Here is a 25501-nt window from a genome sequence, read left to right as displayed (position 1 = left end):
ATGGAAAATATTACTTCTGTTTTGGATCCTAAGGTTATAAAAATTGGGCTTAATGCTAAAAATAAATATGAAGTTATAGTGCAATTAGCAGAGTTGCTCAAAAATGCAAATTATATTGATAAAGTTGACCCCTTTGTCCAAGATATTTATTTACGAGAAAAAGAAGGCTTAACCGGAATAGGTCAAGGCATAGCAATCCCTCATGGAAAAAGTGATGATGTCAAACGAATAGGTGTTGCTATTGGAATTTTGAAACATGGCATTGAATGGGAATCATTGGATAACGAGAAGATTAGAATAGTTATTTTGTTTGCTGTAAGCAATGATACCAATTCAGCAAAAAATCAATTAAAACTATTGTCAATATTTGCAGGGAGATTAGGACATAAGCAAGTTGTTGACAAATTGAAAAAAGCTGAAAGCACTCAGGAAGTGATTGATGCTTTTAAAGAATAAAGGAGATGTTTATGAATGAAAATTGTTGGCATAACAGCTTGTTCTGCGGGAATAGCTCACACTTATATTGCAAAAGAAAAATTGGAACAAGCTGCTAAAGATTGTGGAGACACAATTCATATTGAAACTCAGGGTACTATCGGTACTGAAGATGCACTGAAACCAGAAGATATTAAAGAAGCTGATGTTGTTTTACTAGCAGTTGATGTAAAAGTAACGGGAAGAGAAAGATTTAAGGGCAAAAAAATTGTCCAAATTTCAACAGATACTGCAATACAAAGTCCAAACAAATTAATGAAAAAATTGCATTCTGCATTAAATGTTAAATAGAGGTTTAAAAATGGCTGAAAATAAAATTATAGTCAAAATTAAAGAACCGGCTTTGACGGCAATCTCATATTTGATTCCCGTTGTTGTTGCGGGAGGATTGTTATTAGCAGTTGGAAATATCTTTGGCGGTAAAAACATTACCAACTTTACTGGTACTATTGGAATATGGGATGCTTTTAGTACAGCCGGGAGCTTAATTTTAGGACTTCTTCCTGTTGTTGTTTCAACCGGAGTTTCTTTTGCAATTGCTGACAAGCCAGGAATAGCTCCAGGATTTTTAGTTGGTCTTATTTCAAATATGATTAAAGCTGGGTTCCTGGGAGGTTTAATCGGAGGCTATGTTGCCGGTTGGTTTACAATTTTAATTGTAAAAACAATAAAAGTACCTAATTGGGCACAAGGTCTAATGCCGACTTTGATAATACCATTTTTATCATCAATTTTGTCGGCTGCCGTCATGTTTTACATATTAGGCGCGCCAATTGCCGAAGGGCAAAAAATGCTTACCAGATATCTAACTCAATTACCATCGAGTCAAAAATTCCTTTATGGTGCTATTATTGGCATTTTGGCATCAGTCGATTATGGTGGGGCCATTAACAAGACAGTCTTTGCTTTTGTATTAGCAATGCAGGCAGAAGGAGTCAATGAGCCAATCACTGTTCTAATTTTGGCTTCTATGGTAACGCCATTTGGTTTTACTTTTGCATATTTCCTTGAAAAACTATTTCATAAGAAAATTTACACACAAACGGAAGTAGACACACTAAAAACGGCTTTTCCCATGGGTATATGTGAAATCACCGAAGGAAGTTTACCTATTGTTTTAAACGATTTGTGGAGATCAATAGTTTCAACTGCTTGTGGTGGAGCAATAGGTGGCGGACTTTCAATGTTATGGGGTGCAGATTCAAAAATTCCTGCTTCTGGTTTATTTGCAGTTCCTACTATGTCAAAACCTGTCCAATTTTTAATTGCTCTTCTCATAGGTAGTTTAGTCACCGGTATCGTTTTCTTCATTTTAAAAAGACCTGTTAGCGCAGAGAACGAAAAGAAAGAAGAAAAAGATGTTGATTTAGGAGATATAAGTATAGGATAAATGAGAAAAGAGAATTCAGAAATATATGTTGGCAATAAGGCTCAACTAAACTCTGTCAAATATATTCAATTTCTCGAGGGAAAAGCTACTGGATTAAAGGCTTTTGAAATAGCCACTGCCAGTGGCTTTTCACTTACAGTGGCATTAGACAGAGGCATGGATATAGTAGAATTAAAGTTGAATGGAAAAAACATATCGTTTTTATCGGCAACAGGTCTTGTAAACAGTACTTACTTTAATGAGGATGAAGATAAAGGCTTTATGCGCAATTTCAATGTTGGATTTTTAACAACAGGTGGATTGGCATATATGGGAAGCTCTGATAATAGGCGCGGTTTACACGGTACAGTTAGCAATACGCCTGCATATAATTTTAGTTATGAAATTTTAAAAAACAAAATTCAGGTTGAAGGTAACATTGCTGATTCAGTCATGTTTGGTCCAAACTTAATATTACACCGCAAAATCACTGTAAGTACTAATGAGACAAGTATACGTATAGATGACACTTTAATAAATGCCGGAGATGACACTGTACCGTATATGCTTTTGTATCATAATAATTTTGGTTATCCGTTTTTAACACCCGACACTGAAATATTTTTCCAGCCAGAAAAAAGTTTCAACCGTAAATATCAGAGAATAAAAGGTAGTTATCCGTTTAAATTAAAGAAACCTAATATAGCTGAGCCTGAACAAGTATATTTTCATACTTTAAAAAAATCTGAATATAGTTTGATTAGTCCAAGAACAAACCTTTCGTTAAAAGTTAAATTTAGTAGTAAAACACTCCCGATTTTGAATGAATGGCGTTTGGAAAGAAACAAAAACTATGTTTTAGGATTAGAGCCCGGTACAAACGATGTAAATGGTTTTATCCAAGCTAATAAAAATAATAAATTAAAATATATCAAACCAGATGAAAGAATTGCATTTAACCTACAATTTGATTTTAGTGAGGTAAAAAATGAAAAGATCGCAAATAAATAAAATCCTTCAAAAAAATATTGATTTTGCAAAAAAGCACCAAGTTTATTTTCCTCAGTTCGCGAGTTGGAATATTAATGATTGGACTGGACTCAATGAACGTTATCGCGAAATTGTTGATAATATGTTGGGCTGGGATGTAACCGATTTTGGCAGTAAAAATTTTGCAAAATATGGCCTAGTGGCTTTTACGTTTAGGAATGGCAATTATGAGCATACTGACATTTATCCAAAACCTTATTGTGAAAAAATATTATTCTTAGAAGAAGGACAAGAGTTGCCGTACCATTTTCATAAGCTAAAAGAAGAGGATACTATTAATCGTGGTGGAGGAAATTTATTAATTAGAGTCTGGAATTCGACAAAAACTGGTGAAATTGATCATAAAAGTGAAGTTAAAATAGTTAAAGATGGAGAAAAACTAGTGGTTCCTGCTGGAACAACCATCAAGTTAGAACCAGGTGAAAGTTTAACTGCAACACCTGGAATTTACCATAAGTGGGATGTTGAGTCAGGAACTGGCAAAGTTATGGCTTGGGAGGTCTCAAAAACCAATAATGATAATTTAGATAATCATTTTTATAAACCAATTCCCCGGATTCCAGAAATAGAAGAGGACGAGCTTCCTTATCGGCTGCTATTCGGTGACTATCCAATTTGGTCAAAAAAACTAAATTTTCAGTTTAAACCATACGAGAATAAATGATGGAAAAATATGTATTAGGAATTGATTTAGGCACAAGTGCCGTAAAAGTCAGTTGTCTAGATCAATTAGGAAGAATAATAGATCAAGAAATAGAAGATTATCCAGTCTATAATCCGGCAGAAGGTTTTAGCGAGCAAAATCCAAATGACTGGGTTCATGCAACTTTAGATGCGGTTAAAAAAATTATGAGCAAGCTAAAAGACTTGGCTAAAATAGACGGGATATCATTTTCTGGTCAAATGCACAGCTTGGTAATTTTGGATAAAAATAAACAAATAATTCGACCAGCAATATTATGGAACGACGGCAGAACAGCAAATGAGGCTGATTACATAAACAAAAATTTTGGTAAAGAAATAGTAGAAATTACCGGTAACAAAGCTACTGCAGGTTTTACCTTACCAAAATTGTTATGGTTACAAGAAAATGAACCTGATAATTTTGCAAAAATTAGATACTTTATGATGCCTAAAGACTATGTTAGATATAAAATGACCGGAAAAATAAATATGGATTATTCAGATGCTACCGGAACAATAATTTTAGACATTGCACAAAACCGCTGGAGTAATAAAATTTTGAATTTTTTTAATATTCCTAAGTATTGTTGTCCCACTCTTGTAAATTCCACAGACTTTGTTGGATTTCCCTTGCAAGAAGTTTGTGAGCAAACTGGTCTGAATAAAGATGCAAAGATTTTTGCTGGGGGAGGAGATAACGCCGTTGCAGCAATTGGATCTGGTATTTTAAATTCTCAAAATTTACTGTGTAGTATTGGTACATCAGGAGTTGTTTTAGCTGATGAGCAAAATCCTCACACACCATATGAGGGGACGTTGCAAATGGAACATCACGCGGTTGCTCATCATTTTTACTCTATGGGAGTAACATTAGCAGCAGGAGAATCTTTAAGCTGGTTTAAGGATACTTTCTTTCCCGAAAAATCTTTTAATGACTTGCTTTTAATGGCTCAGAATTCAAATTTAGGTGCAAATAAACTTTTTTTTACACCTTATATTAATGGTGAAAGGACTCCTTACTCGGATTCTTATATCCGCGGAAGCTTCACAGGAATTAGTAAAATATTGACGAAAAATGATTTTTGCCGAGCAGTGATAGAAGGAATTACATACAGTTTGCGAGATTTAATATCGATTTACGAGCAAAATAATAAGACTATTGAAAAAATCGTTTGTATTGGTGGAGGTGCAAAAAGTAAATTTTGGCTGAAACTGCAAGCTGACGTATTCGGTAAAAAAATTATTTCATTAAAAAATGAACAAGGACCTGGAATTGGAGCCGCTATGATTGCAGCTATGGGATGCCAATGGTTTAAAAATTGGGAAAGCTGTATTAATTTATTTGTGAGATATAATGATATCATCGCACCCAATCAACATAATTCTGTACTTTATAATAAATATTATAATCTTTATCAAAAAATATATTCATCCACGGCACCTCTAGCCAGAGCAGCAGCAGAACTTTAAAATGCCTATTACTGAATAATTTAAAATTGCTTTGCTTTTAATATTAAATAGTGAGAAAATTATAATCCATTCTCATTTGGATATTAGGAGGAAATCATATGACTGACAAGTTTCATCGAGCTTTTGGTTGTTATGGCATTATTGGTGATCAGCAAAATCTAGTTGTAATAAAAAAACATGGTGGTCCTTATATTAATCGCTACGACTTACCAGGAGGTAGTTTAGAAGACGGGGAGTCATTAAACCATACAGTTAAGCGTGAAGTAAATGAAGAAACAGGCTTAATAGTTCAAGATTACAGGCAAATTGGTGTTACTTCATTTAAATACCCTTGGGATTATGAACAATGGCATTTTAATCAACATATTTGTGTTTTTTATGAAATAAAGAAAACTATTGGTAAAGTTCAAGGAGAAGTTAAACAATTTGCCGGTCAAGACTCATTAGGAGCAATCAGGATACCATTAGCAAAGATAAGTATTGCAAATTCTTCGCCTTTAGTAGTTAAAGCTAAGCAATTTTTATTAAACCCAGACAATTTTGATTTAGCAGATCAAACTTTTGATAAGTGGATTGTACTTGATAAACCTGTTTTTTAAAGTAAAAAAGCGGTTAAGGAAATTATTTCCTTAACCGCTTTTAACTAGATTATTTTAAACTTTGTAAAAAATCTAAAGCCTTATCGTAATTAGGCTCGTTAGTTAATTCCTGAATAAGTTCTTGGTACAAAACTTTTTTATCTGCATCAACGATCCAAACGCTTCTGGAATCTAAGTTATTAGCTTCAATAAATAAGCCCATGTTTTTGCCAAAATCAAATGAATCATCAGACAAGAGTTTCATCTTTGAAACACCTTCTGCTGCACACCAGTTTTTCTGCTCTTCTGGAGTATTGGTAGAAATAGTATAAAAATTGATACCGTTAAACTTATCAACTTCACCGTTAAAACGTTTAGTAGAAATACTGCAGACGCTGGTATTAATATTAGGTACCACACTGATTAAAGTAGGTTTGTCAACTAATTCTTCCATTGAAACAATAGAACCGTCTGCCTGTTTTACCTTGAAACTTGGTAATTCTTCTCCCACTTTTGGTGGTTCACCATTTGTTGACAGAGGTTGACTTTTCATTGTTACTTGCATAATCTTAACCCTTTCTCTTGTTAAAAATATAAATGACTACACTTTAAATTTTAAACTACTAGAGTTGAATATCCCAAGAAATTAGCTTTTTTAGTTATTATTAGTGTAATCAGTAATACGCTTAATAGCCTCTTTGAGCTTTTCTTCAGAAGATGCATATGAAAAGCGAACGTATCCATGACCTCCAGCACCAAAATAACTTCCAGGTGTAACCCCAACTTTGGCTTTTTCAGCTAAATCTTTAGCAAAGGCGACATCGTCACAGCCGAATTTACTTGGTATTTTAGCGAAAATATAAAAAGCTCCTTCTGGTGTAGCCATGGTATAACCGTTCTTCTTTAGACCATCCTGAAGAAGATATAAACGCTTTTGGTATTTTTCCCTGGCTTCAATATAGTCCTGATCGCCATGTTCTAATGCCTCTGAAGCTGCAATTTGAACATTATCAGTTACAGAAGAAATCATGAAAGAATGTATTTTGATCATTGACTTCATTAACTCAGCAGGCCCCGCGATATAACCGATTCTCCAACCAGTCATTGCAAAGCTTTTTGACAGCCCCGATAACAAAACAGTTCTTTCCGGAATAATCTGTGTCAGAGAATAATGTTTCCTATCACCGTAAATTAATTCCGCATAAATTTCATCACTTACTGCAAATATATCATATTTAGTGATAACGTCTGCTAACTCTTGTAAGTTTTGCTTTGAGTATACTCGACCTGTTGGGTTAGAGGGGTCAGTAATGATAACAGCTTTTGCTCCTTTGCCTTCATTTTCAAGCGTCTCAGTCAGCTTTTTGGCTGTTAAAAGAAAATTATCAGCAGAAGTATCAACTTGTACAGGTATACCACCGGCCATTTTTATAATACCAAAATAAACTTCCCAAACCGGGGTAGGGACAATGATTTTTTCTCCCGGATTTAACAAAGCCATGGCGGCAATATTCAGTCCCTCTGAAACACCTACAATAGCACAAATTTCACTTTTAGGATCATAGCTTACACCCAAACTCTTTTTTAAATATTTGCTGACGGAACTTAAGTATTTTTCTTTACCAGCTTCTGGCGCATAATGGGAGTCATTGCTATTAATATCATTAATGGCCGCTCGTTTTATATGTTCAGGAGTATTTAAATCAGGCTCACCAATGGTTAATTTTATTATCCCAGGAATTTGAGAAATTTTTTGACTAAAAGATCTGATTTCAGAATTAGGTAAGTTTCTAATTCTAGAATTTATTTTTGCAGATAAGTTTTTTGCTAAATGTGGCATAACACAATAAGATCCTTCCTATTTTTCTTGAAACCATATTATAACCCAGCATGAACTTAAATAAAATTAAGAAAAAGTATTATTTTAGTGAGTTTATAGTTAGTGTATGCTAGTTATTTTTGTTATATTGGGTATATACACGTAAGGAGTGTGTGATTTATGGATCAAAATGAGAAAAATAAGAGATTGAAGCAGTTAATTCCCGATCAGTACCAAGTGACTCAGCAAGCTGCAACTGATTACCCATTCAAAGGCAAATACGATGATTTTTATCAAAAAGGAATTTATGTTGATATTGTATCAGGTGAACCACTCTTTTCAAGTGAAGACAAATATGATGCAGGATGTGGTTGGCCCAGTTTTACACGACCAATAAAAAAGTTAGTTTATCACCGTGATCAATCTCATAATATGGAACGAACAGAGGTGAAGAGTCCTGAAGGTGACTCCCATTTAGGACACGTTTTTGATGATGGTCCAACTGATAAAGGTGGCTTGAGATATTGTATCAATTCTTCAGCTTTAGCCTTCATCCCTTATGAGCAATTAGAACAAAAAGGTTACGGAGAATATAAAAAGCTTTTTAAATAATCTAAATTATGTAAAAAAGAACATGGCTATTATTAGTCATGTTCTTTTTGAGTACTATTAAACTATTTCTTGTTCCTTAAAACTGCCATAAACACGTTCTACTTCTGTTACACTCATAAACGCATAAGGGTCACTTTTTTTCACGATGTGTAAGACATCGTACATATCATAGCGATCAATCACAGTTATCAAAACTTTTTTCTCATTATGACTGTAAGCTCCTTCAACATCATGAAAAATAGTGATACCACGGTGCATTTTTTCCTGAATGCCATCAATAATAGCGTGAGGCTGTTCTGTAACGATGGTTACCTGCAGCTTTTGGTGTTGAGTATAAACGGCATCAATTACGCGTCCGTTGATAAAAATCGTTAGGGCAGAATATAATGCCCGCGTCCAACCGAAAGTAAATCCAGCAGCAGCTATAATTATTAAATTAATTAAGATACTGATTTTACCGTAACTGGTTCCTGTTTTCCTCTGAATGACTATGCCTATAATGTCAAGTCCACCTGTTGATATACCGTTCTTAAGCGCAAAACCTGTACCCAGGCCATTGATCATACCACCAAAAATCGCACAGACAAGTGGATCAATGTGCATGTTAATCGGTTGTACTACTCGCATCATAATTGATCCAAGGATGACTGTAATGATTGTAAAAAACGTAAATTTATGTCCAATCTTTATCCAGGCAAGCAAAAGCAGAGGCAAGTTCAATACAAAATACAAAGCAGAAGTTGATAGAGTAACGGGTAAATACCGTTCGCTCATGGTATTAATTAATTGGGCAAAACCAGTTATTCCTGAGGAATACATGTGTCCTGGTGTCCAAAAGAAATTTAGAGCCACAGCCACGGCTAGCGAATAGAAAAATGAGGCAGAAATTTTAGAGAGTAGATTATACCGCCGATTGAATGCGTCAAGCTGGTCCATTATTCAATTATCCCTTTTTGAAAAAATGCTAAATAAAAATAATAAATACTAGTTTCTATATAAAAATAAAAACTAGTATTTTTCTTAAGTATACTAACACATTTTCGTGAAATTTAAAGTGTTTTTAATCTATTTTTGATTAGTTTTGCCAATGTTTTTTGATGAATTCTTCTCTGCCACCAGATTCTTCAAGACTATAACGCAGTGGATTTTTTTTGTAAAAATCTTGATGATAATCTTCAGCAGGATAAAATGGCTTGGCTGGTTCAATTTTTGTAACTATTGGCGCATCAAACCTGCCACTATTTTGGAGAGCTCTTTTTGACATCTCCGCAGCTTCTTTTTGAGCAGAAGAATTATAAAAGATAACTGGACGATAGTTATCACCGCGATCCTGAAATTGTCCGGATGCGTCTGTTGGATCAGTTACTTGCCAATAATATTCAAGCAACTTTTCATAAGGCATAACCTCAGGATCATAAGTGATTTCAACAGCTTCAGTGTGTCCCGTTTCCCCCGTACACACTTCTTCATAGGTTGGATTTGGCACATGCCCACCGGTATAACCCGAAATTACTTTTTTAATGCCGGGAAGGGAATCGAAAGGTTTTACCATACACCAAAAGCAACCACCGGCGAAAATAGCTGTATCTAATTTTTCTTTATTTTCATACATAAACTCTACACGCTTTCTATTGCTAGATCAGATTACTGTTCTACTCCATTTTATTTTGCCTAGTAGTTTACTGCAATTGATGAGCTTAAAATTATAAAACTTAGTAAATAATTAACTTAAATCTGTTTCTTTATCATAAAGCATACTGATCAAGTTCTATTACTTTATCATATTTTTTAGCAAATGCAGGTTGAACATTGTGTTCAATATCAATTACTGTGCCCGGGAAATTGAGAATCAAGTCAAAGACTTGACCGTAGCTTTCTTTATCTAAACCCGATAATGCTTCATCAACCAGTAATAACTTTTTATTGCGCAGTAGCAATCTAGCCAATTCTAACTTTCTCTTTTCTCCTCCAGATAAGGCATTGGCACCTTCACCCAGCCTCATATTCAGTGCATTCTCATTAGCAAATTTTGTTAATCCAACTTCATTTAAAACTTGTAAAATTGAAGCAGTCGGATAATTTTGACCAAGACACAAGTTAAAAAGCAGGGTACCGGTAAAAATGGTAGTTTCTTGGGCTAAGACACCGATATTGTCATAAATTGGTTTAGCATATAACTCCTTGCTTTATTTAATTGTTCCACCCAGTAATTTGAGCTCATTCAACATTGTTTTTACTATCGTTGTTTTACCGATGCCGGATCTGCCAGAAATTAAAATTTTTTCACCACTACTGGCACTAAAAGAAAGATTATGGATAATAGCTTTATCATAACCAAATGAGCCATCATCAATTTTAAGTACCGTCTTATCTGTAAATTTTTGGGGCTCGATATTGTTAATTTGTTTTTCTTTGGTAGAAATAATTTTTTGGCATGAAGCAATTAATGGGCGACTTGAAAGTAACTGATTAGTGAATTGAATAGAACTTATTATAGGACTTGTAACTCTGTCTGCTGCTAAATATAAGGACATTAACGCACCAGCGGTCAATTGACCAATGCTGACAAAGTAAACGCCCAAACCCAAAGAAAGAATGGTAGATAATGAATAGAGCAAGTTAGAAACAAAACGTGAATGTTCCTTGTCCGCATCCATTTGATAATATTTATTTTCCGAGTCATTTAAGAGATTGTTCAGCTTATCCTTAAAGATTAACAAGCTTTCAAATCTTTTGATGGTATAAAAGCCGTTAAAATATTCAGTGGTGTGGAGTGAATAAAGCTGGTATGACTTGTTCCACCGGTCAGTTGATTTGCTCAGCCATTTTTTAAAAACAAAGGGAACTACTGCTGGTATAAATCCTAATATTAAATAGGTCAGACCTAATATAGGATTAATCTTAATTACAAAGAATAAAGTGATTACTGCTTGCTCGATGCAATAGATCAACATTATTACCGAATCAATGATCTGGTTCTCAAATTGTTTGATCGTGACATTGATAAAATTTAAAATTTTACTTGACTGTAGTTGCGGATGGTTATTGTAGCTGGCTACAGCCTGACTGCGCAACCATTTGTTAATAATTTTCCTGATATTCAGGCTCAATAAGCGCCAAATCCAAAAGGAAGCGTTAACTAAAACAAAACACAGTAAAAATATTACTAATAGGATGAACGAAGTAGAAAATTCTTTTTTACTGATATTATCCATTAATTTACCAATTAGAATTGGGCTAATGATGCCATCTAATGCTGTGATTCCGCCAAAAATAGCGATTAAAATCAGTCTTAGAACAACCACTTTTCTGATTGATTTATTAGCTTGTTTGTTTTTCATTATTTTGCCTCAATTGGCTTCAATAGTTTAATTTTTTAATATTAAATTAATTATATGGAAGTTAAATAATGAAAACAAGGCAAACAAAGAAAAAATTAGTTTTGAACTCCTAAGTGGTTCATGATAATTGCTGCAGTCTCTTCGATCGAACGGTGAGCAACATTTATTACAAAGCAACCAAGCTGATCATAAAGCTTTTGTGCTGAATCCAATTCTTTTTTTATGGCATCGATATTAGAATAGGAGGTATCGGGATTTAAACCATAGGAAATCATTCTTTCACGTCTGATTTCATTTAACACAGAAAGGTCATTTGTCAAACCAATAATTTTTTTAGGATCAATTTGATATATTTCTTTCGGGATATGGGTATCTGGAACTAATGGCAGATTTGCGACTTTGAGATTTTTATTAGCTAAAAACAATGATAAGGGAGTTTTCGACGTACGCGATACTCCCAAAAGTACGACATCAGCTTCTAAAAAACCCTTAGGGTCTTTGCCATCATCATACATAACTGCAAACTCCATAGCTGAAATGCGATCAAAGTATTTTTGATTCATTTTATGCTGAGCACCTATTTTCTGTTGCGGTTTCAAACCAGTTAATTTTTGAATCGATTCGATCGCAGGAGATAAAATATCAACACTTTGAATATGATGTTCTCTGACAAACCGAATAACTGGTATTTGCATTTCATCCTTTACCAGACTGTAAATAAGCAATAAATTTGGATATTGAACTATTTCTTCAAAGGTCTCTTCTAATTTTTCCTTATTAATTATAAACGGATATCTTCTATAATTAATTTGCGCATCAGGAAACTGGGCAGCTGCGGCAACAGCATTATTAAAAGCAGTATCCCCAGCAGAATCTGAAATTATTATTATGTTGACTTCTTTTTTTGTTGTTTCTTCAGCCATTATTTACTCCTTTTTTCTTCAATTATACAATTTAACAAAAATCATTAACAGGTTAAGTTTTTTCTATGAAAAATTTTAAAAATATTGTACGTTTGTATTGACCCACTGGTGATGTTTGATATAATTTAGTTAAATGTATGACGGTAACGTCAAGAAATGGAAGGAGGGATCACATATGGCAAAGACAGTCGTTCACGAAAACGAGTCTATTGATGATGCTCTTCGTCGTTTTAAACGTTCCGTTTCTAGAAGCGGTACACTACAAGAATACCGCAAGCGCGAGTTTTATGAAAAACCTAGCGTTCGTAGGAAGCTTAAATCTGAAGCTGCACGGAAGCGCAGACATTATTAATTTATAAACGACTTTTATCAAGCAGGTAGAAGTCGTTTTTTTTGTTAACAATAATTAAAGTTTAATGCTTTATTTAATTTAAACTAGGGTGTAAATTTGTTATAATTTACCTAGATTTTGTAAAGAAAGAGGGAATTCATTTGAGTTTATCTGAGCAAATAATGTCAGACATGAAAGAAGCGATGAAAGCTCGCGACAAGGTTAGACTGAACACTGTTCGTATGATCAAGTCTGCTTTAATGAATGAAAAAATTAAAGCAGGTCATGATTTGACCGCTGAAGAAGAATTGACGGTCCTTAGCCGAGAAAAAAAGCAGCGTGAAGAATCAATTGATGAATTTACCAAGGCTAATCGTAGAGACTTGGCTGATGAAACAAAACAGGAATTGGCAATTGTTGAAAGCTATCTGCCTAAACAAATGACTGAAGAAGAGCTCGATCAAGCCGTTTCATCGGCAATTGCAGAAGTTAATGCTCAAGGTAAATCGGATTTTGGTAAAGTAATGAAAGTTTTAATGCCTAAAATCAAAGGTAAAGCTGATGGTAAAGCAGCTTCTAATGCGGTGCGCAAACAGTTGAAATAAGCACAAGAAAAGGAGCAGAGTTATTTGGCCCAAACCAATTTTATTCCTAAAAATCCTGAGAACATCCAAAAATTAGTTGGTATTAATGATAAGAATTTAAGTCTTTTATCAACTGGATATAATGCCAGTGTAGTTGATACTGGCAACAGTATAGCTATTCAAGGTGATGATAATGACATCAAAAAAGTTTTAGCTGTTCTGAAAGCTTTAGATAGCGTTGTTAGTGCCAATATTAATATTGGTCCTGCTGACGTTGTCAGCGCAATGAAAATGGCTGATAAGGGAACAACTGAATACTTTCCTGACCTATATAAAAAGATTTTAATTCGGGATGCTAAAGGCAAGCCGATTAGAGTCAAAAATATGGGACAGAAAAAATATGTCGAAGCCATTGAAAAAAATGATGTAGTATTTGGAATCGGTCCTGCTGGTACCGGTAAGACGTTTATCGCCGTGGTTTGTGCTGTTGCAGCTTTTAAAAAGGGTGAAGTTTCAAGGATTATTTTGACCAGACCTGCAGTTGAAGCTGGAGAGTCACTGGGATTTTTACCTGGTGATCTTAAAGAAAAAGTTGATCCATACCTGAGACCTATTTATGATTCGCTTTATGCTATTTTAGGGACAAATACTACTGATCATTTAATGGAACGAGGAATTATTGAAGTGGCTCCATTAGCATATATGCGTGGACGTACGTTAGATGATGCATTTGTTATTCTTGATGAAGCTCAAAATACTACTGATGCGCAGATGAAAATGTTTTTAACCAGGTTAGGCTTTAATTCGAAAATGATCGTTAATGGTGATATGACGCAGGTTGATCTTCCCGGTAAACAACACAGTGGTTTAATAGATGCTGAACGGATTTTGAAGAAAATTGAACAAATTAAATTTATCTGGTTTTCAGCTAATGATGTTGTTCGTCATCCGGTTGTTGCTAAAATTATTAATGCCTACGAAAAGGAAGAAAAATAGATTTAATGGATTCAATAGATATTACTTTTAATGATGAAGTTGGTTTTCTTGAAAATGAAAAACGTGATTGGCAAAAGTGGATTACCAATCTCCTTTTGCTTGCTAAAAAGGAAATAAATAAAAAGAACAACTTAGAAATGAGTATTAATTTCATTGATGAAAAACGCAGTAATGAAATTAATAAAAAATATCGCGGTAAAAACAGACCAACTGATGTGATTTCTTTTGCTATTGAAGATGGGGCAGATCAAATTGACTTTAGTGTGTTTGATGATCCTGAATTCATTGAAGATATTGGTGATTTATTTATGTGTCCAAGCGTTATTATGCGACACAGTATGGAATATAGTACAGGTTGGGATCGTGAATTCGGTTATACTTTAGTTCACGGTTTTTTGCATCTTAACGGATATGATCATATTGAACCAGACGAGGCAAAAACCATGTTTAAAATACAAGGAAAAGTGTTGGAAGATTATGGTTTGCCATTGTATCCAGATCAGTTGGATGAAGGCAGAGGTAAATAATGGTTGAAAACAAGAAAATAAAATCTGGATTTGTTGCTTTGTTAGGAAGACCTAACGTTGGTAAATCTACTTTAATGAATTATCTAGTAGGGCAAAAAGTAGCAATTACTTCCAGTAAGCCACAAACTACGCGTAATAAAATTTCTGGAATTTATACAACTGATGAAATGCAGGCAATTTTTATTGATACACCTGGAATATTTAAGCCACACCTTGATTTAGATAACTACATGGATAAAGCCAGCTTATCTAGCTTGAACGATGTTGACCTGATTTTGTTTATGGTAGAACCAGAAAAAATGGGCAAAGGTGATGCTTATATTGCGGAACTATTGCAAAAGACAACAGTTCCCATTGTGCTCCTTATTAATAAAGTAGATCAAGTTAATCCAAATGAGCTTTTACCAATAATTGATCAATATCGTAAGCTAAATATTTTTAAAGAGTTTTTGCCGGTATCTGCAACTCAAGGAGTTGGAATTAGTGATCTAATTCAAGTTTTATATCAATATTTACCTGAAGGACCTAAGTATTATGGCACAGATCAAATAACAGATCGTCCTGAATATTTTATGGTTGCAGAACTGATTCGTGAACAAATTTTAAAGTTTACAGCTGAAGAAGTTCCTCATGCTGCCGCTGTTTGGGTGGAACAAATGAATAAGCATGAAAACAATAAGTTGCAGATTGAAGCTACAATTTATGTTGAAAAAAATGGGCAAAAAGGCATTATTATTGGTAAAGGCGGTAAGATGCTCAAGCAAATTGGGATCAATTCCAGACGCCAAGTTGAGGATTTGCTAGGTGAAAAAGTTAATTTGCATCTTTGGGTAAAAGTCCAGCACAATTGGCGTTCTGACCCGCAATTTTTAAGAAAAATAGGTTATAATCCGAAGGATCTGGCCTAAATGGTTCGTGAGCTCAAGGAAGTTAATGGCATAGTTTTTAAAAGGCAAAAGTATCATGAGGCTGATTTACTGGCCAAAATAATGACAGAAAAAAATGGGATAATCACATTGCTTGCTCGTGGTGCACTAAAAGCAAAGTCTAAATTAGGTGCATCATTGCTTAATTTTTCTTATGGAACTTATGTCATTTATTCTTCTGGACATGGTTTGAGTACTTTGAGGACATTCAAAAATGTAAAGCAATTTGATGGAATATATGACGATTTAATTAAAAACGCTTACGCTTCTTTTGTTCTTGATTTGATAGATCATGCATTTATTGAATACCAAAACCTTGGTAAGTATTACAATTTGGCAAATTTTGCTTTGCAAAAGATTAATTCAGGTACTGATCCTGAAATGATAACTCAGATAGTACAAATGCAATTGCTAGCAGCTTACGGAGTAGAGCCAGAGCTGAGAAGCTGTGTGATCTGTGGAGAAAAGCAGGGAGAGTTTGACTATTCAATCAGAAAAGGTGGTATTTTGTGTAGTAAGCACTTTTATGCTGATCCATCTCGTTTGCATTTAAAACCAAAAGAAACAGCTGTTTTGAGAACTATCTTTTTACTTCCTTTTAACAGATTAGGTAATATTAAAATTAATTCTGCTACCAAAAAAGCGACACGCAAAGCTATTGATCGTATTTATCAGGAAACCATTGATCTCAATCTCAAAACTAAAAAGTTTTTGGATGAATTGAAATTAACTGACTAGCACTTCTGATTGAATACTTTTTATGATAAAATAATAATATGTATTGGCTATAATGAGGATAAAAAAGTACCAGTTAAGCGAGTGTTGAGGGTGAAAGAGCACCTGGGAAAAGGCACCTCTAGCTAAATTAATTAAGAGCAGGAACTATTTCCTGAATTAGGGTGGAACCGCGACTAAATCTCGTCCCTATGCATGTTTTGCATAGGCTTTTTTTATGGTCTTATGCAGGAAGGAAATATAAATGGCAAAGAAAAAATTAACTATTCAAGATATGATTTTTAAATTAGAAAAGTTTTGGTCCTCAAAAGGATGCATGGTAATGCCTTCTTATGATGTTGAAAAGGGCGCAGGAACTATGAGTCCTTATACTTTTTTGCGAGCTGTTGGTCCGGAGCCCTGGGCAGCTTGTTATGTTGAGCCCTCAAGACGTCCAGCTGACGGGAGATATGGTGAAAATCCTAATCGTTTGTTTCAACATCATCAATTTCAAGTAGTAATTAAGCCGGCACCAGAAAATATTCAGCAATATTATCTCGATAGTTTGAAGGAACTTGGTATTAATCCTTTGGAACATGATATTCGCTTTGTCGAAGACAACTGGGAAAATCCTTCAATGGGCTGCGCTGGTGTTGGTTGGGAAGTTTGGCTTGACGGCATGGAAGTAAGTCAATTCACATACTTTCAAACCGTCGGCGAACTTGATGTTAAGCCAACAATGAGTGAAATAACTTATGGTGTTGAACGACTGGCTTCTTATATACAAGATGTTAATACCGTTTTTGACCTCGAATGGGGAGATGGGGTTCTTTATCGCGACATATTTAAAGAAGCTGAGTATGAGAATTCTAAATATGCTTTTGAAGAATCAAACCAGGAAGATCTATTAAAGTTTTTTGATGTTTATGAAAGAACGGCCCAGGAATTAATTGGACTTAATTTAGTTCAGCCTGCTTATGACTATATTTTGAAATGCTCACATACTTTCAATTTGCTCGATGCTCGTGGAGCCGTATCGGTTACTGAAAGAGCAGGATATTTGGCCAGAATTAGAAACATGGCACATGAAGTAGCTGTATGTTTTGTAAGAGAACGTGAAAAAAGAGGTTTTCCTTTGTTAAAAAATGCAGAAGATAAGAAGGCAGGACTAGAAAATGGCTAAAGATTATTTATTTGAAATTGGTACTGAAGAAATGCCAGCCCATGTCGTTGAAAGGAGTGTTAAGCAGTTAGCTGAAAAGACCAGCAAGTTTCTTAGAGAGAACGGGCTTAAATTTAAAAGCATTAAAACATTTTCCACACCCCGAAGGTTGACTATTTTAGTAGAGCAGCTTTCTGAAAAACAGGCCGATATTGACGAAATAAAAAAGGGTCCTGCCAAAAAAATTGCACTGGATCAGGATAAGAATTGGACTAGAGCTGCTCAAGGATTTGCTCGTGGTCAAGGAATGACTACTGATGATATTTATTTTGAGGAATTAAAAGGTACCGAATATGCTTATGTTCATGTTCAAAAAGAAGGTAAAAAAACCACTGATATCCTTTTAGGTATGAGCGACATTGTCAAAGCTATGACTTTTCCAACCAAGATGCGGTGGGATTCTCATGATTTTGAATTTGTTCGCCCTATTCATTGGCTGGTCTCACTTTATGGTAATGAAGTAATACCAGTCAAAATTTTAGACATCACAGCTGGCCGAAAAACTGAAGGTCATCGCTTTTTAGGCGACAGTGTTGTACTAGCTAACAGTAGTGACTATGAAGATGCTTTAAAAGATCAGTTTGTAATTGTTGACTCAACCAAACGTCGCACAATGATAGTTGATCAAATGAACAAATTGGTTAAAAAGAATAATTGGCAAATTAAGCCAGATAAAAGTTTACTTGAAGAGGTAACAAATTTGGTTGAATTTCCTACAGTTTTCACCGGCTCTTTTGACAAAAAGTATTTGGAAATGCCTAAAGAAGTTTTAATAACTTCTATGAAGGATAATCAACGTTACTTTGAAGTTTATGATCAAAATGATAAATTAATCAATCATTTCATAGCTGTACGTAATGGTAATAAAGATTACTTAGAAAATGTTGTTTTAGGTAATGAAAAAGTGCTAGTAGCACGGCTTGATGACGCGCAATTCTTTTATGATGAAGACCGTAAATACCCTCTCAGTCATTTTGTACAAAAACTTGATAATGTTTCATTTCACGATAAAATTGGATCAATGTCCGAAAAGATGAAGCGCGTTCGGATCATAGGTGACTTCTTGGCTAACAAATGGCAACTAAATGATCAAGTGGTCAAAGATTTTGATCGGGCCAGTCAGCTTTACAAATTTGATTTAGTTACCCAGATGGTAGGTGAATTCGCTGAACTTCAAGGAGTAATGGGAAGGCACTATGCCAAATTAGCTGGAGAAAACGATGATGTAGCTGATGCCATTGAAGAGCATTACATGCCAACTACCTCTGAAGGAGAATTACCTAAAACAACGGTTGGTTCATTATTATCTGTTGCTGATAAATTAGATACTATTATTACTTTCTTCGCCGCTGGTATGATCCCTAGTTCTTCAAATGATCCATATGCTCTACGTCGTTATGCTTATGGCATTGTACGAATATTGTTAAATCAACAATGGTCATTACCATTTAATGAAATGCTACCGGAAATTGTTTCAGCTCTTGAAAATAAGACACCAGCTAAACTGCCTAAAAAAGCTGAACAGGAAGAGGAAATTTCATCCTTTATTCGGGATCGTATTAAACAGTATTTACAGAAAAATAACTATAAATATGACATCATTGATGCAGTTCTAGCTTCAAGTCAACAAGATCCCATCCAAATTTTGGCTGCAGCAAAAGTTTTGCAATTACACCATGATGATGATAAATTCAAGCCAGTTGTTGAAAGCTTAATCAGAATAAACAATATTTTGCAAAAAGCTAAGTACAAGGGGCAAAATGTTGTAAAACGAGAAATGTTTGAAAATAATACTGAAACTGAACTTGCTGATGGAGTTAGCAGCTTAAGCAAGGTTAATGATCTCTCAAAACTTTATGATGGCTTTGTAAAACTACAACCTGTCATTGATCTTTACTTTGAGACAAATATGATTATGGATAAGAATGAAGCTATTAAAAATAACCGTTTAGCACAGCTTAATGGGATAGCACAACTTGCAAAGCGGCTCGGTGATCTAAGCAAATTAGTTATTAAATAAAAGTAGGTGAAAAGATGGCTGGTCTTATACCTGAAGAAACAATTGCTAAAGTTCGTAATAATGTCAATATTGTCAATGTCATAAGTCAGTATGTTTCACTTGAAAAGAAGGGCAAGGATTTTGTCGGTCTCTGTCCTTTTCATGAAGAAAAAACGCCTTCATTTACTGTTAGCGAGGGAAAACAATTTTTTAAGTGCTTTGGTTGCGGTAAAGGTGGCAACGTTTTTTCATTTCTAATGTATAAGGAAAATTTAACTTTTCCGGAAAGTGTTCAAAAATTAGCTGATTTTGCTCATATTGATATTGGTGAATATTCCAGTCAAAAACCAAAATTTTCTAATATACTCATCAAAATAAATGAAGAAGCAGCCGACTTTTATCACAGAGTATTAATTTCTACTAATGCAGGAAAGCCAGGGTATAATTACGCTGAAAAACGTGGCCTTAATCAAGAAATAATTAGTCATTTCCGGATCGGTTATGCTCCTAAACAAAATAATTTACTACTAACTTATCTTAGAGGACAAAATTTTAAAGATGAAGACCTGATAAAAAGTGGTTTGTTTGTTCAATCGCAAAACGGAGAATTATTCGATCGTTTTAGGGAAAGGTTAATGTTTCCGCTTAGTAACGAAGGAGACTATGTCGTTGGTTTTTCTGGTAGAAGACTTGCAAAAGACAAAACAGAAGCTAAATATATTAATAGTCCTGAGACCGAAGTATTTACTAAATCAAAGACTCTATTCCATTTTGCAGAAGCAAAAAAAGCAGCTCGCAGCGAAAAACACTTGATTTTGTATGAAGGCTATATGGATGTAATTGCAGCATATAAAGCTGGAATAAAATCTGGTATCGCGTCGATGGGTACCAGCTTGACAGATCAGCAAGTATATATGTTACGTAGAATTACTAATAATATTATCATAAATTATGATGGTGATGATCCTGGGATACATGCTGAAGAACGAGCAACTAGAATGTTTAATCAAGTTGGAGGCTTTAACTTAGGAATTGTTGTTTTGCCTGAAAAACTTGATCCTGATGAATATGTCAAAAAATATGGTGCTGAAAAATACCAAGACGAAGTCAAAGGTGCGTTGACACCGACGGATTTTTTCCTTAAAAGGCTAAAGCAGAAATACAATCTGGCAAATGATAGGGAAAAATTAGCATACTTAGATGAGGCAATGAAGGAAATAGCTCAATTATCTAATCCAGTTGAACAAGATTTATATTTAAACAAAATCGCCAAGGAACAAGGTGTGGCACAAGATTCACTTAAAGTGAACTTGACAAAATACCGCAGGCAGCAAAATCAAGCAAAGAGACACCAAGGTTATCCTGCACAGGAACAAGGTAAGTCCTATAATTATTCAGATCCACCAATAGATAAGGCTCAAAAGCAGGAAGCCATTGATCCTATTCAAACACGATTATTATATTTATTTATTCATTCAAGGCATGCTCAAGAATATTTACTTGCCCATCAATTTTTATTTCCAGATTCAAAATATCAAAGATTAGCGGAATTATGGTTAAATTTTAGTGAAAATCAAGAAAATCCAACAGTTAATAGTTTTTTAGATTTTATTCCCAGCGAACTTCAAGGTATAATAGTTAATGCTGAAATGACAAACATGCCCCAGGATTTTTCAGACCGCGAAATTGATGAGCAAATAAACGCATTAAATATGCGCAAAATTAATATTAAACTGCAACATTTAATGAATGATTTACAAGACGCAAAACGCAAAACTGACACAGACGAAATATTAGATATTACTCGCAAAATTTTGCAGTTAAAAAGAATTCAGGGTTAAAGGGGGGCTTATTGTGGCAGATAAGGAACAAGCAGCTAACAACGAAAAATTATCTTTAGACAAGATGGTTAAAAAGGTTGTTAAAGATGTTAAAAAAGATAAATCTATTACGGAAAAGGAATTTGTTGCTCAATTGATTAAGCCCTATAAACTACAGGGAAAAGCAGTCGATCAATTAGTTCAGGAATTTGAAGATAACGGCATCAGTATTGTTGATGAAAAAGGTAACCCATCGAGGTTAGCCTTGAAAAAGCAAAAAGATGTTGAAAAAGCTGAATTAAAAGATATGTCAGCACCTTCAAGCGTAAGGATGAATGATCCGGTCAGAATGTATCTGAAAGAAATCGGTCGGGTACCCTTACTGAATGCTGATCAAGAAATTTCTTTGGCAAAAAGGATTGAAAAAGGTGATGAAGAAGCTAAACAGGAGCTGGCAGAAGCCAACTTGCGTTTAGTTGTTTCTATTGCTAAACGTTATGTAGGCCGTGGTATGTCATTTCTTGATTTGATTCAAGAAGGAAATATGGGTCTGATGAAGGCCGTGGATAAATTTGATTACAGCCTAGGTTTCAAGTTCTCAACTTATGCAACTTGGTGGATCAGGCAGGCAATAACTCGTGCGATCGCCGACCAAGCTAGAACTATCAGAATTCCAGTTCACATGGTCGAAACTATTAATAAGTTAATCAGAATCCAAAGACAATTACTGCAAGACTTAGGTCGTGAACCGACTCCAGAAGAAATCGGGGCAGAAATGGACATGCCTACTTCTAAAGTGCGTGACATTTTAAAGATAGCTCAAGAGCCGGTATCCTTAGAAACTCCAATTGGGGAAGAGGACGATTCTCATCTTGGAGATTTCATTAAGGATAAAGATGCAACTAGTCCTGAACAACATGCTTCTTATGAAATGCTGAAAGAGCAATTAGAAGAAGTGCTTGATACCTTAACAGACAGAGAAGAAAATGTTCTTCGCTTACGTTTTGGACTTGATGATGGTCGAACTAGAACACTTGAGGAAGTTGGCAAAGTGTTTGGAGTTACCCGTGAGCGTATTCGTCAAATTGAAGCTAAAGCTTTACGGAAATTAAGACATCCAAGTAGGTCAAATCAACTACGAGATTTCTTAGATTAGTTAGCCTTTTAAATTAAAGTTATGGACAGTTACCAATCTCTGATGTGAGCCTTAAAATTAGGATACTTTATTATTTTTACTAAGGATTAACTCTCGATATTCAATCGGAGTTAGTCCTTTTAGTTTTATTTTGGCTCTAACATATTAAGACTTTCTCCTTTTTTATAATTTAAATTAATTTATCAAAAAAAGTTGTTCTTTCAATTAATATCTTATATTATAAGTTAGTGAAGTAGATAACAATCATAAGAAAGGATAGAATTATGAAAAACAAATATTCCAAATTAATTACACCATACACGTTTAAAAGAAGTCGAGTGACGATTCCTTCACGAACTGCTTTGTCACCAATGTTGTCCCTTTATGGTGAAAATGATGGCACAGTAGGTGAAACAGCCTTAAATTACTTTGGAAAAAGATCAGATTGTCAGGGTTTACTGATTACTGGTGCTTCTTATGTTTCCAAATATGGTTTTTATAATAACGAATTAGGTTTAGACGATGATAGATTCATACCCGGTCTAAGTAAATTAGCTTCAGTAATGAAAAAACACGGGAATAAAGCAATTGTTCAACTTCATCATGCGGGTAAACAGGCTTCAGGTACAGCTGAAAAATATGGTTTCGTTCAAGTACCAAGCAAAATACAGGAACAAAAAGATGGAAATATCATCGATAAAGTGATGACGGAAGATGATATCGAATCGCTGATAAAAAGTTTTGCTTCTGCAACAAAACGAGTAATAAAAGCCGGTTTTGATGGTGTTGAAATTCACGGCGCTAATTGGTATTTACTCCATGAGTTCTTTTCACCATTGTATAATCATAGAGAGGATAAGTGGGGTGGTAGTTTAGAAAATAGAATGCGGTTACCACTTGCTGTTGTACATGCTGTCATAGACGCAGCTAAAGACAAACCTGATTTTGTAATTGGTTATAGATTGACTCCTGAAGAAAATATGCCAAGCAGAATGACAGGAAAATTAAGCAACACAATGGGTTATACTCTTAAAGATGGTTTAACTTTAGCTAATCGAATCGCAGATTTAGGTGTTGACTATATTCATTACTCTTTATTCAGCAAATACAATGCTAAGCCACAGGGTTATGAGCAAAGTTATGGACAAATCTTAAAAAATAATATAGGTGATAAAGCTACCACTATTGTTTCTTCAGGGGTTCATACTGCAGATGACGCTTTAGATGCGTTGAACCATGGTGATATCATAGCTATTGGACGTGAGTCACTAATCGAGCCTGACTTTATTGCCAAAATTAAAAGTGGTGAGTCCAATCAAATTGAAACAGAAATTACTCAGGAGAATGCTGCAAAATTAGCATTACCACCATTATTAGTCGATTTATTGTTACAAAAAGATACACCATTTTTAGTTGAAGGAAGAGAAAATCTAACTGTTATTAGAAACAAGAAAATAAAAGTTTCTAATACTGATTCTGATACTACTTCTGGTGCTTCAAAATAGATTATATGAATTAAAAATTGTTTGTAAAATTTAAAATTAATGATAGGGCATAAAATCAGTATTTAAGTGGTTCTATGCCCTTAAGTTTATATACAATTTTATAAATATAAGTCAAATTCAACTTAATTTAATATGAAAATAGAGGCATAAAATATCTAATTTCGTGACTAAGTATATAGCTCATCTAAGATTTGTTACTTAATTCCCATTGCTGCAAATTATATTCGATAACACTTTTTCGCTTACCTGATAATAAGAAGAAAGCAAAAGCCAAATAGATCAAAGTGGTAATAAAGAGATATTCCCAGTCAAAGATATGGGGTACTGTCATAACTGTAGTGCCAGCTGCTAAAAAGGCTAGTATATCATAAACTGCATGATAAACAATATTTACGAAAAAGGACCCAGTATATAAATAAATTGCTGAAAAAGCAATCCCAGCAGCAAAAGCATTAATCATTTGTAAAATCGTGGCAGAGAGTGGTTGCACCACCGCGTTAGTAAGATGAATTGATCCGAAAATCAAACCATCCAGTAATACTGCCCATAAAACTTGATTTTTAGAATTTTTAAATTTTTTAAGTAGTATACTCAAAATACAAAAACGCATTAGCCATTCTTCAGCAACACCAGCTTCTATACCCTGAAAAATATATTGAGTTGGGTGTTTAGTTGTTATATGAAAATCCCAGCGAGTTAGCAATTGTCCTAAATTATTTGCATCATTAAAAGCATTAATTAAACAGTCAGCAACAATAAAAATAAATATAAACGCAAGAATTGAATACTTTGCTCTTGAGCTTATCCTCAAACCCGGATTTTGATAATGCCAGTTTTTCATAACGATGATTGAGGTAATGATAAAACAAATGCTACCTGTAATTCCTGTGGTGTTGAGAACTTGAAGCAAGGAATGGCTATACATGGTTAAAATTTCAGGTATTGAAACAATCAAAATTTCAAACAACAATAAAGTTATGATCTGCCCAATCGGATTCTTTATTTTGCTCCATGCCAGTTCTGCCATAGGAACTAGCATAATGAGTTCGTACAACGTAAAGAGAATTAATAAAAAGATCACATTCTTATTATTAAAAATTTTGATAAATGCTGCTCCCAAACTGAGTAGTGCAAAAAAGCACAATAATATATTGACGGACTGAAAATAATGATTAAATTGAACTAACTTTCTTTCAGGATGTTTTTCGCATAAAAGGGTTAGTTGCAATAGAACCAGTATGAATAAAACCGGCAGAACTACTACTGCTCCAAGTCTACTCTTGGTTAGGGGGTTGAATTTGAAAAATAGCACAAGTGCCACAATAAGCAAAATTTCTTGAACAATTATTTGTCCAAGGTGCCAACGCTTAATTCTTTTTTCCGACAGCATTTGTATACTCC

25 protein-coding genes and 1 pseudogene are annotated in these 25501 nt (G+C 34.5%); 19 read left to right on the top strand and 7 right to left on the bottom strand.

Translation table 11 applies throughout. The features are described 5' to 3' along the window. The 7 genes from JF76_RS05345 (at position 1) to JF76_RS05315 (ending at position 5667) form a co-directional block, all read left to right on the top strand. Positions 1–456, top strand: a complete 456-nt coding sequence (locus JF76_RS05345) for a PTS sugar transporter subunit IIA (protein WP_045928134.1) — start codon at positions 1–3, stop codon at positions 454–456. 15 nt (positions 457–471) lie between these two features. After that, on the top strand, positions 472–786 hold the full coding sequence (locus JF76_RS05340; protein WP_045928133.1) for a PTS fructose transporter subunit IIB: 315 nt from the start codon (positions 472–474) through the stop codon (positions 784–786). Positions 787–796: 10 nt separating this feature from the next. Further along, positions 797–1885, top strand: a complete 1089-nt coding sequence (locus JF76_RS05335) for a PTS fructose transporter subunit IIC (protein ID WP_045928132.1) — start codon at positions 797–799, stop codon at positions 1883–1885. After that, the gene (locus tag JF76_RS05330; RefSeq protein WP_045928131.1) at positions 1886–2875 is read left to right on the top strand and encodes an aldose 1-epimerase family protein; all 990 of its coding nucleotides are present in this window, start codon (positions 1886–1888) and stop codon (positions 2873–2875) included. Further along, positions 2853–3578 carry a D-lyxose/D-mannose family sugar isomerase gene (locus tag JF76_RS05325; protein WP_045928130.1) on the top strand — a complete coding sequence of 242 codons (726 nt, stop codon included), beginning with the start codon at positions 2853–2855 and terminating at the stop codon, positions 3576–3578. The genes JF76_RS05330 and JF76_RS05325 overlap by 23 nt, the downstream gene beginning before the upstream one ends. Beyond that, positions 3578–5068: a xylulokinase gene (gene xylB, locus JF76_RS05320; RefSeq protein ID WP_045928129.1), complete on the top strand. Its 1491-nt coding sequence runs from the start codon at positions 3578–3580 to the stop codon at positions 5066–5068. Before JF76_RS05325 ends, xylB begins: the two co-directional genes overlap by 1 nt. A gap of 98 nt (positions 5069–5166) precedes the next feature. After that, positions 5167–5667: an NUDIX hydrolase gene (locus JF76_RS05315; RefSeq protein WP_045928128.1), complete on the top strand. Its 501-nt coding sequence runs from the start codon at positions 5167–5169 to the stop codon at positions 5665–5667. 49 nt (positions 5668–5716) lie between these two features. Here the strand turns inward: JF76_RS05315 and tpx are convergent, their stop codons facing one another. After that, positions 5717–6211: a thiol peroxidase gene (gene tpx, locus JF76_RS05310; RefSeq protein WP_034979750.1), complete on the bottom strand. Its 495-nt coding sequence runs from the start codon at positions 6209–6211 to the stop codon at positions 5717–5719. Positions 6212–6301: 90 nt separating this feature from the next. Continuing rightward, the gene (locus JF76_RS05305; protein ID WP_045928127.1) at positions 6302–7486 is read right to left on the bottom strand and encodes a pyridoxal phosphate-dependent aminotransferase; all 1185 of its coding nucleotides are present in this window, start codon (positions 7484–7486) and stop codon (positions 6302–6304) included. 159 nt (positions 7487–7645) lie between these two features. Here JF76_RS05305 and msrB point away from each other — a divergent pair, with 159 nt between their 5' ends. Beyond that, the gene (msrB, locus tag JF76_RS05300) at positions 7646–8077 is read left to right on the top strand and encodes a peptide-methionine (R)-S-oxide reductase MsrB (protein WP_045928126.1); all 432 of its coding nucleotides are present in this window, start codon (positions 7646–7648) and stop codon (positions 8075–8077) included. Positions 8078–8134: 57 nt separating this feature from the next. On the opposite strand, the gene JF76_RS05295 is transcribed toward msrB, so the two are convergent. The 4 genes and pseudogenes from JF76_RS05295 to JF76_RS05280 form a co-directional block, all read right to left on the bottom strand. Next, on the bottom strand, positions 8135–9013 hold the full coding sequence (locus tag JF76_RS05295; RefSeq protein ID WP_045928125.1) for a YitT family protein: 879 nt from the start codon (positions 9011–9013) through the stop codon (positions 8135–8137). Between the two features lie 139 nt (positions 9014–9152). Further along, on the bottom strand, positions 9153–9689 hold the full coding sequence (msrA, locus tag JF76_RS05290; protein ID WP_045928124.1) for a peptide-methionine (S)-S-oxide reductase MsrA: 537 nt from the start codon (positions 9687–9689) through the stop codon (positions 9153–9155). Positions 9690–9822: 133 nt separating this feature from the next. Continuing rightward, positions 9823–11418, bottom strand: a pseudogene (locus JF76_RS05285) (ATP-binding cassette domain-containing protein). A gap of 95 nt (positions 11419–11513) precedes the next feature. Beyond that, complete coding sequence (locus tag JF76_RS05280; RefSeq protein ID WP_034979765.1) at positions 11514–12341, bottom strand: pyruvate, water dikinase regulatory protein; 828 nt, start codon at positions 12339–12341, stop codon at positions 11514–11516. 175 nt (positions 12342–12516) lie between these two features. Here JF76_RS05280 and rpsU point away from each other — a divergent pair, with 175 nt between their 5' ends. From rpsU to JF76_RS05225, 11 genes are all read left to right on the top strand, one after another. Next, entirely contained in the window at positions 12517–12693 is a 177-nt protein-coding gene (gene rpsU / locus JF76_RS05275) for a 30S ribosomal protein S21 (protein WP_009560161.1), read from the top strand. Between the two features lie 140 nt (positions 12694–12833). Further along, complete coding sequence (locus tag JF76_RS05270; protein ID WP_045928123.1) at positions 12834–13277, top strand: GatB/YqeY domain-containing protein; 444 nt, start codon at positions 12834–12836, stop codon at positions 13275–13277. 24 nt (positions 13278–13301) lie between these two features. Continuing rightward, positions 13302–14252 (top strand): PhoH family protein, encoded by a 951-nt coding sequence (locus JF76_RS05265; RefSeq protein ID WP_045928122.1) that lies wholly within the window; start codon positions 13302–13304, stop codon positions 14250–14252. 5 nt (positions 14253–14257) lie between these two features. Next, positions 14258–14779, top strand: a complete 522-nt coding sequence (ybeY, locus tag JF76_RS05260; protein ID WP_045928121.1) for an rRNA maturation RNase YbeY — start codon at positions 14258–14260, stop codon at positions 14777–14779. After that, positions 14779–15687 carry a GTPase Era gene (gene era / locus JF76_RS05255; RefSeq protein ID WP_045928120.1) on the top strand — a complete coding sequence of 303 codons (909 nt, stop codon included), beginning with the start codon at positions 14779–14781 and terminating at the stop codon, positions 15685–15687. Before ybeY ends, era begins: the two co-directional genes overlap by 1 nt. Next, positions 15688–16443 carry a DNA repair protein RecO gene (gene recO / locus JF76_RS05250; RefSeq protein ID WP_045928119.1) on the top strand — a complete coding sequence of 252 codons (756 nt, stop codon included), beginning with the start codon at positions 15688–15690 and terminating at the stop codon, positions 16441–16443. Between the two features lie 241 nt (positions 16444–16684). Continuing rightward, complete coding sequence (gene glyQ / locus JF76_RS05245; RefSeq protein ID WP_045928118.1) at positions 16685–17602, top strand: glycine--tRNA ligase subunit alpha; 918 nt, start codon at positions 16685–16687, stop codon at positions 17600–17602. Further along, the gene (glyS, locus tag JF76_RS05240; protein ID WP_045928117.1) at positions 17595–19661 is read left to right on the top strand and encodes a glycine--tRNA ligase subunit beta; all 2067 of its coding nucleotides are present in this window, start codon (positions 17595–17597) and stop codon (positions 19659–19661) included. The genes glyQ and glyS overlap by 8 nt, the downstream gene beginning before the upstream one ends. Positions 19662–19675: 14 nt before the next feature. Then, a complete protein-coding gene (gene dnaG / locus JF76_RS05235; protein WP_045928116.1) occupies positions 19676–21481 on the top strand; it encodes a DNA primase in 1806 nt (601 codons plus the stop codon). Between the two features lie 13 nt (positions 21482–21494). Next, positions 21495–22616, top strand: a complete 1122-nt coding sequence (rpoD, locus tag JF76_RS05230) for an RNA polymerase sigma factor RpoD (RefSeq protein WP_045928115.1) — start codon at positions 21495–21497, stop codon at positions 22614–22616. A gap of 263 nt (positions 22617–22879) precedes the next feature. Beyond that, entirely contained in the window at positions 22880–24100 is a 1221-nt protein-coding gene (locus tag JF76_RS05225) for an oxidoreductase (protein ID WP_052697073.1), read from the top strand. Positions 24101–24284: 184 nt separating this feature from the next. On the opposite strand, the gene JF76_RS05220 is transcribed toward JF76_RS05225, so the two are convergent. Next, the gene (locus tag JF76_RS05220; protein ID WP_045928114.1) at positions 24285–25490 is read right to left on the bottom strand and encodes a CPBP family intramembrane glutamic endopeptidase; all 1206 of its coding nucleotides are present in this window, start codon (positions 25488–25490) and stop codon (positions 24285–24287) included. Positions 25491–25501: the final 11 nt, after the last annotated feature.

The sequence above is a fragment of the Lactobacillus kullabergensis genome (genome assembly GCF_000967195.1).
GTDB classification, from domain to species: Bacteria; Bacillota; Bacilli; order Lactobacillales; family Lactobacillaceae; genus Lactobacillus; species Lactobacillus kullabergensis.
Note: the sequence above shows the minus strand (reverse complement) of the source record. Positions and strands in the feature narration are given on the sequence as shown.

What these genes read in the sequence shown, in the direction of transcription:
- JF76_RS05345 (WP_045928134.1), top strand. Translation starts at nt 1, where the DNA reads ATGGAAAATATTACTTCTGTTTTGGATCCTAAGGTTATAAAAATTGGG.
- JF76_RS05340 (WP_045928133.1), top strand. Translation starts at nt 472, where the DNA reads ATGAAAATTGTTGGCATAACAGCTTGTTCTGCGGGAATAGCTCACACT.
- JF76_RS05335 (WP_045928132.1), top strand. Translation starts at nt 797, where the DNA reads ATGGCTGAAAATAAAATTATAGTCAAAATTAAAGAACCGGCTTTGACG.
- JF76_RS05330 (WP_045928131.1), top strand. Translation starts at nt 1,886, where the DNA reads ATGAGAAAAGAGAATTCAGAAATATATGTTGGCAATAAGGCTCAACTA.
- JF76_RS05325 (WP_045928130.1), top strand. Translation starts at nt 2,853, where the DNA reads ATGAAAAGATCGCAAATAAATAAAATCCTTCAAAAAAATATTGATTTT.
- xylB (WP_045928129.1), top strand. Translation starts at nt 3,578, where the DNA reads ATGGAAAAATATGTATTAGGAATTGATTTAGGCACAAGTGCCGTAAAA.
- JF76_RS05315 (WP_045928128.1), top strand. Translation starts at nt 5,167, where the DNA reads ATGACTGACAAGTTTCATCGAGCTTTTGGTTGTTATGGCATTATTGGT.
- tpx (WP_034979750.1), bottom strand. Translation starts at nt 6,211, where the DNA reads ATGCAAGTAACAATGAAAAGTCAACCTCTGTCAACAAATGGTGAACCA.
- JF76_RS05305 (WP_045928127.1), bottom strand. Translation starts at nt 7,486, where the DNA reads ATGCCACATTTAGCAAAAAACTTATCTGCAAAAATAAATTCTAGAATT.
- msrB (WP_045928126.1), top strand. Translation starts at nt 7,646, where the DNA reads ATGGATCAAAATGAGAAAAATAAGAGATTGAAGCAGTTAATTCCCGAT.
- JF76_RS05295 (WP_045928125.1), bottom strand. Translation starts at nt 9,013, where the DNA reads ATGGACCAGCTTGACGCATTCAATCGGCGGTATAATCTACTCTCTAAA.
- msrA (WP_045928124.1), bottom strand. Translation starts at nt 9,689, where the DNA reads ATGTATGAAAATAAAGAAAAATTAGATACAGCTATTTTCGCCGGTGGT.
- JF76_RS05280 (WP_034979765.1), bottom strand. Translation starts at nt 12,341, where the DNA reads ATGGCTGAAGAAACAACAAAAAAAGAAGTCAACATAATAATAATTTCA.
- rpsU (WP_009560161.1), top strand. Translation starts at nt 12,517, where the DNA reads ATGGCAAAGACAGTCGTTCACGAAAACGAGTCTATTGATGATGCTCTT.
- ybeY (WP_045928121.1), top strand. Translation starts at nt 14,258, where the DNA reads ATGGATTCAATAGATATTACTTTTAATGATGAAGTTGGTTTTCTTGAA.
- era (WP_045928120.1), top strand. Translation starts at nt 14,779, where the DNA reads ATGGTTGAAAACAAGAAAATAAAATCTGGATTTGTTGCTTTGTTAGGA.
- recO (WP_045928119.1), top strand. Translation starts at nt 15,688, where the DNA reads ATGGTTCGTGAGCTCAAGGAAGTTAATGGCATAGTTTTTAAAAGGCAA.
- glyQ (WP_045928118.1), top strand. Translation starts at nt 16,685, where the DNA reads ATGGCAAAGAAAAAATTAACTATTCAAGATATGATTTTTAAATTAGAA.
- glyS (WP_045928117.1), top strand. Translation starts at nt 17,595, where the DNA reads ATGGCTAAAGATTATTTATTTGAAATTGGTACTGAAGAAATGCCAGCC.
- dnaG (WP_045928116.1), top strand. Translation starts at nt 19,676, where the DNA reads ATGGCTGGTCTTATACCTGAAGAAACAATTGCTAAAGTTCGTAATAAT.
- JF76_RS05225 (WP_052697073.1), top strand. Translation starts at nt 22,880, where the DNA reads ATGAAAAACAAATATTCCAAATTAATTACACCATACACGTTTAAAAGA.
- JF76_RS05220 (WP_045928114.1), bottom strand. Translation starts at nt 25,490, where the DNA reads ATGCTGTCGGAAAAAAGAATTAAGCGTTGGCACCTTGGACAAATAATT.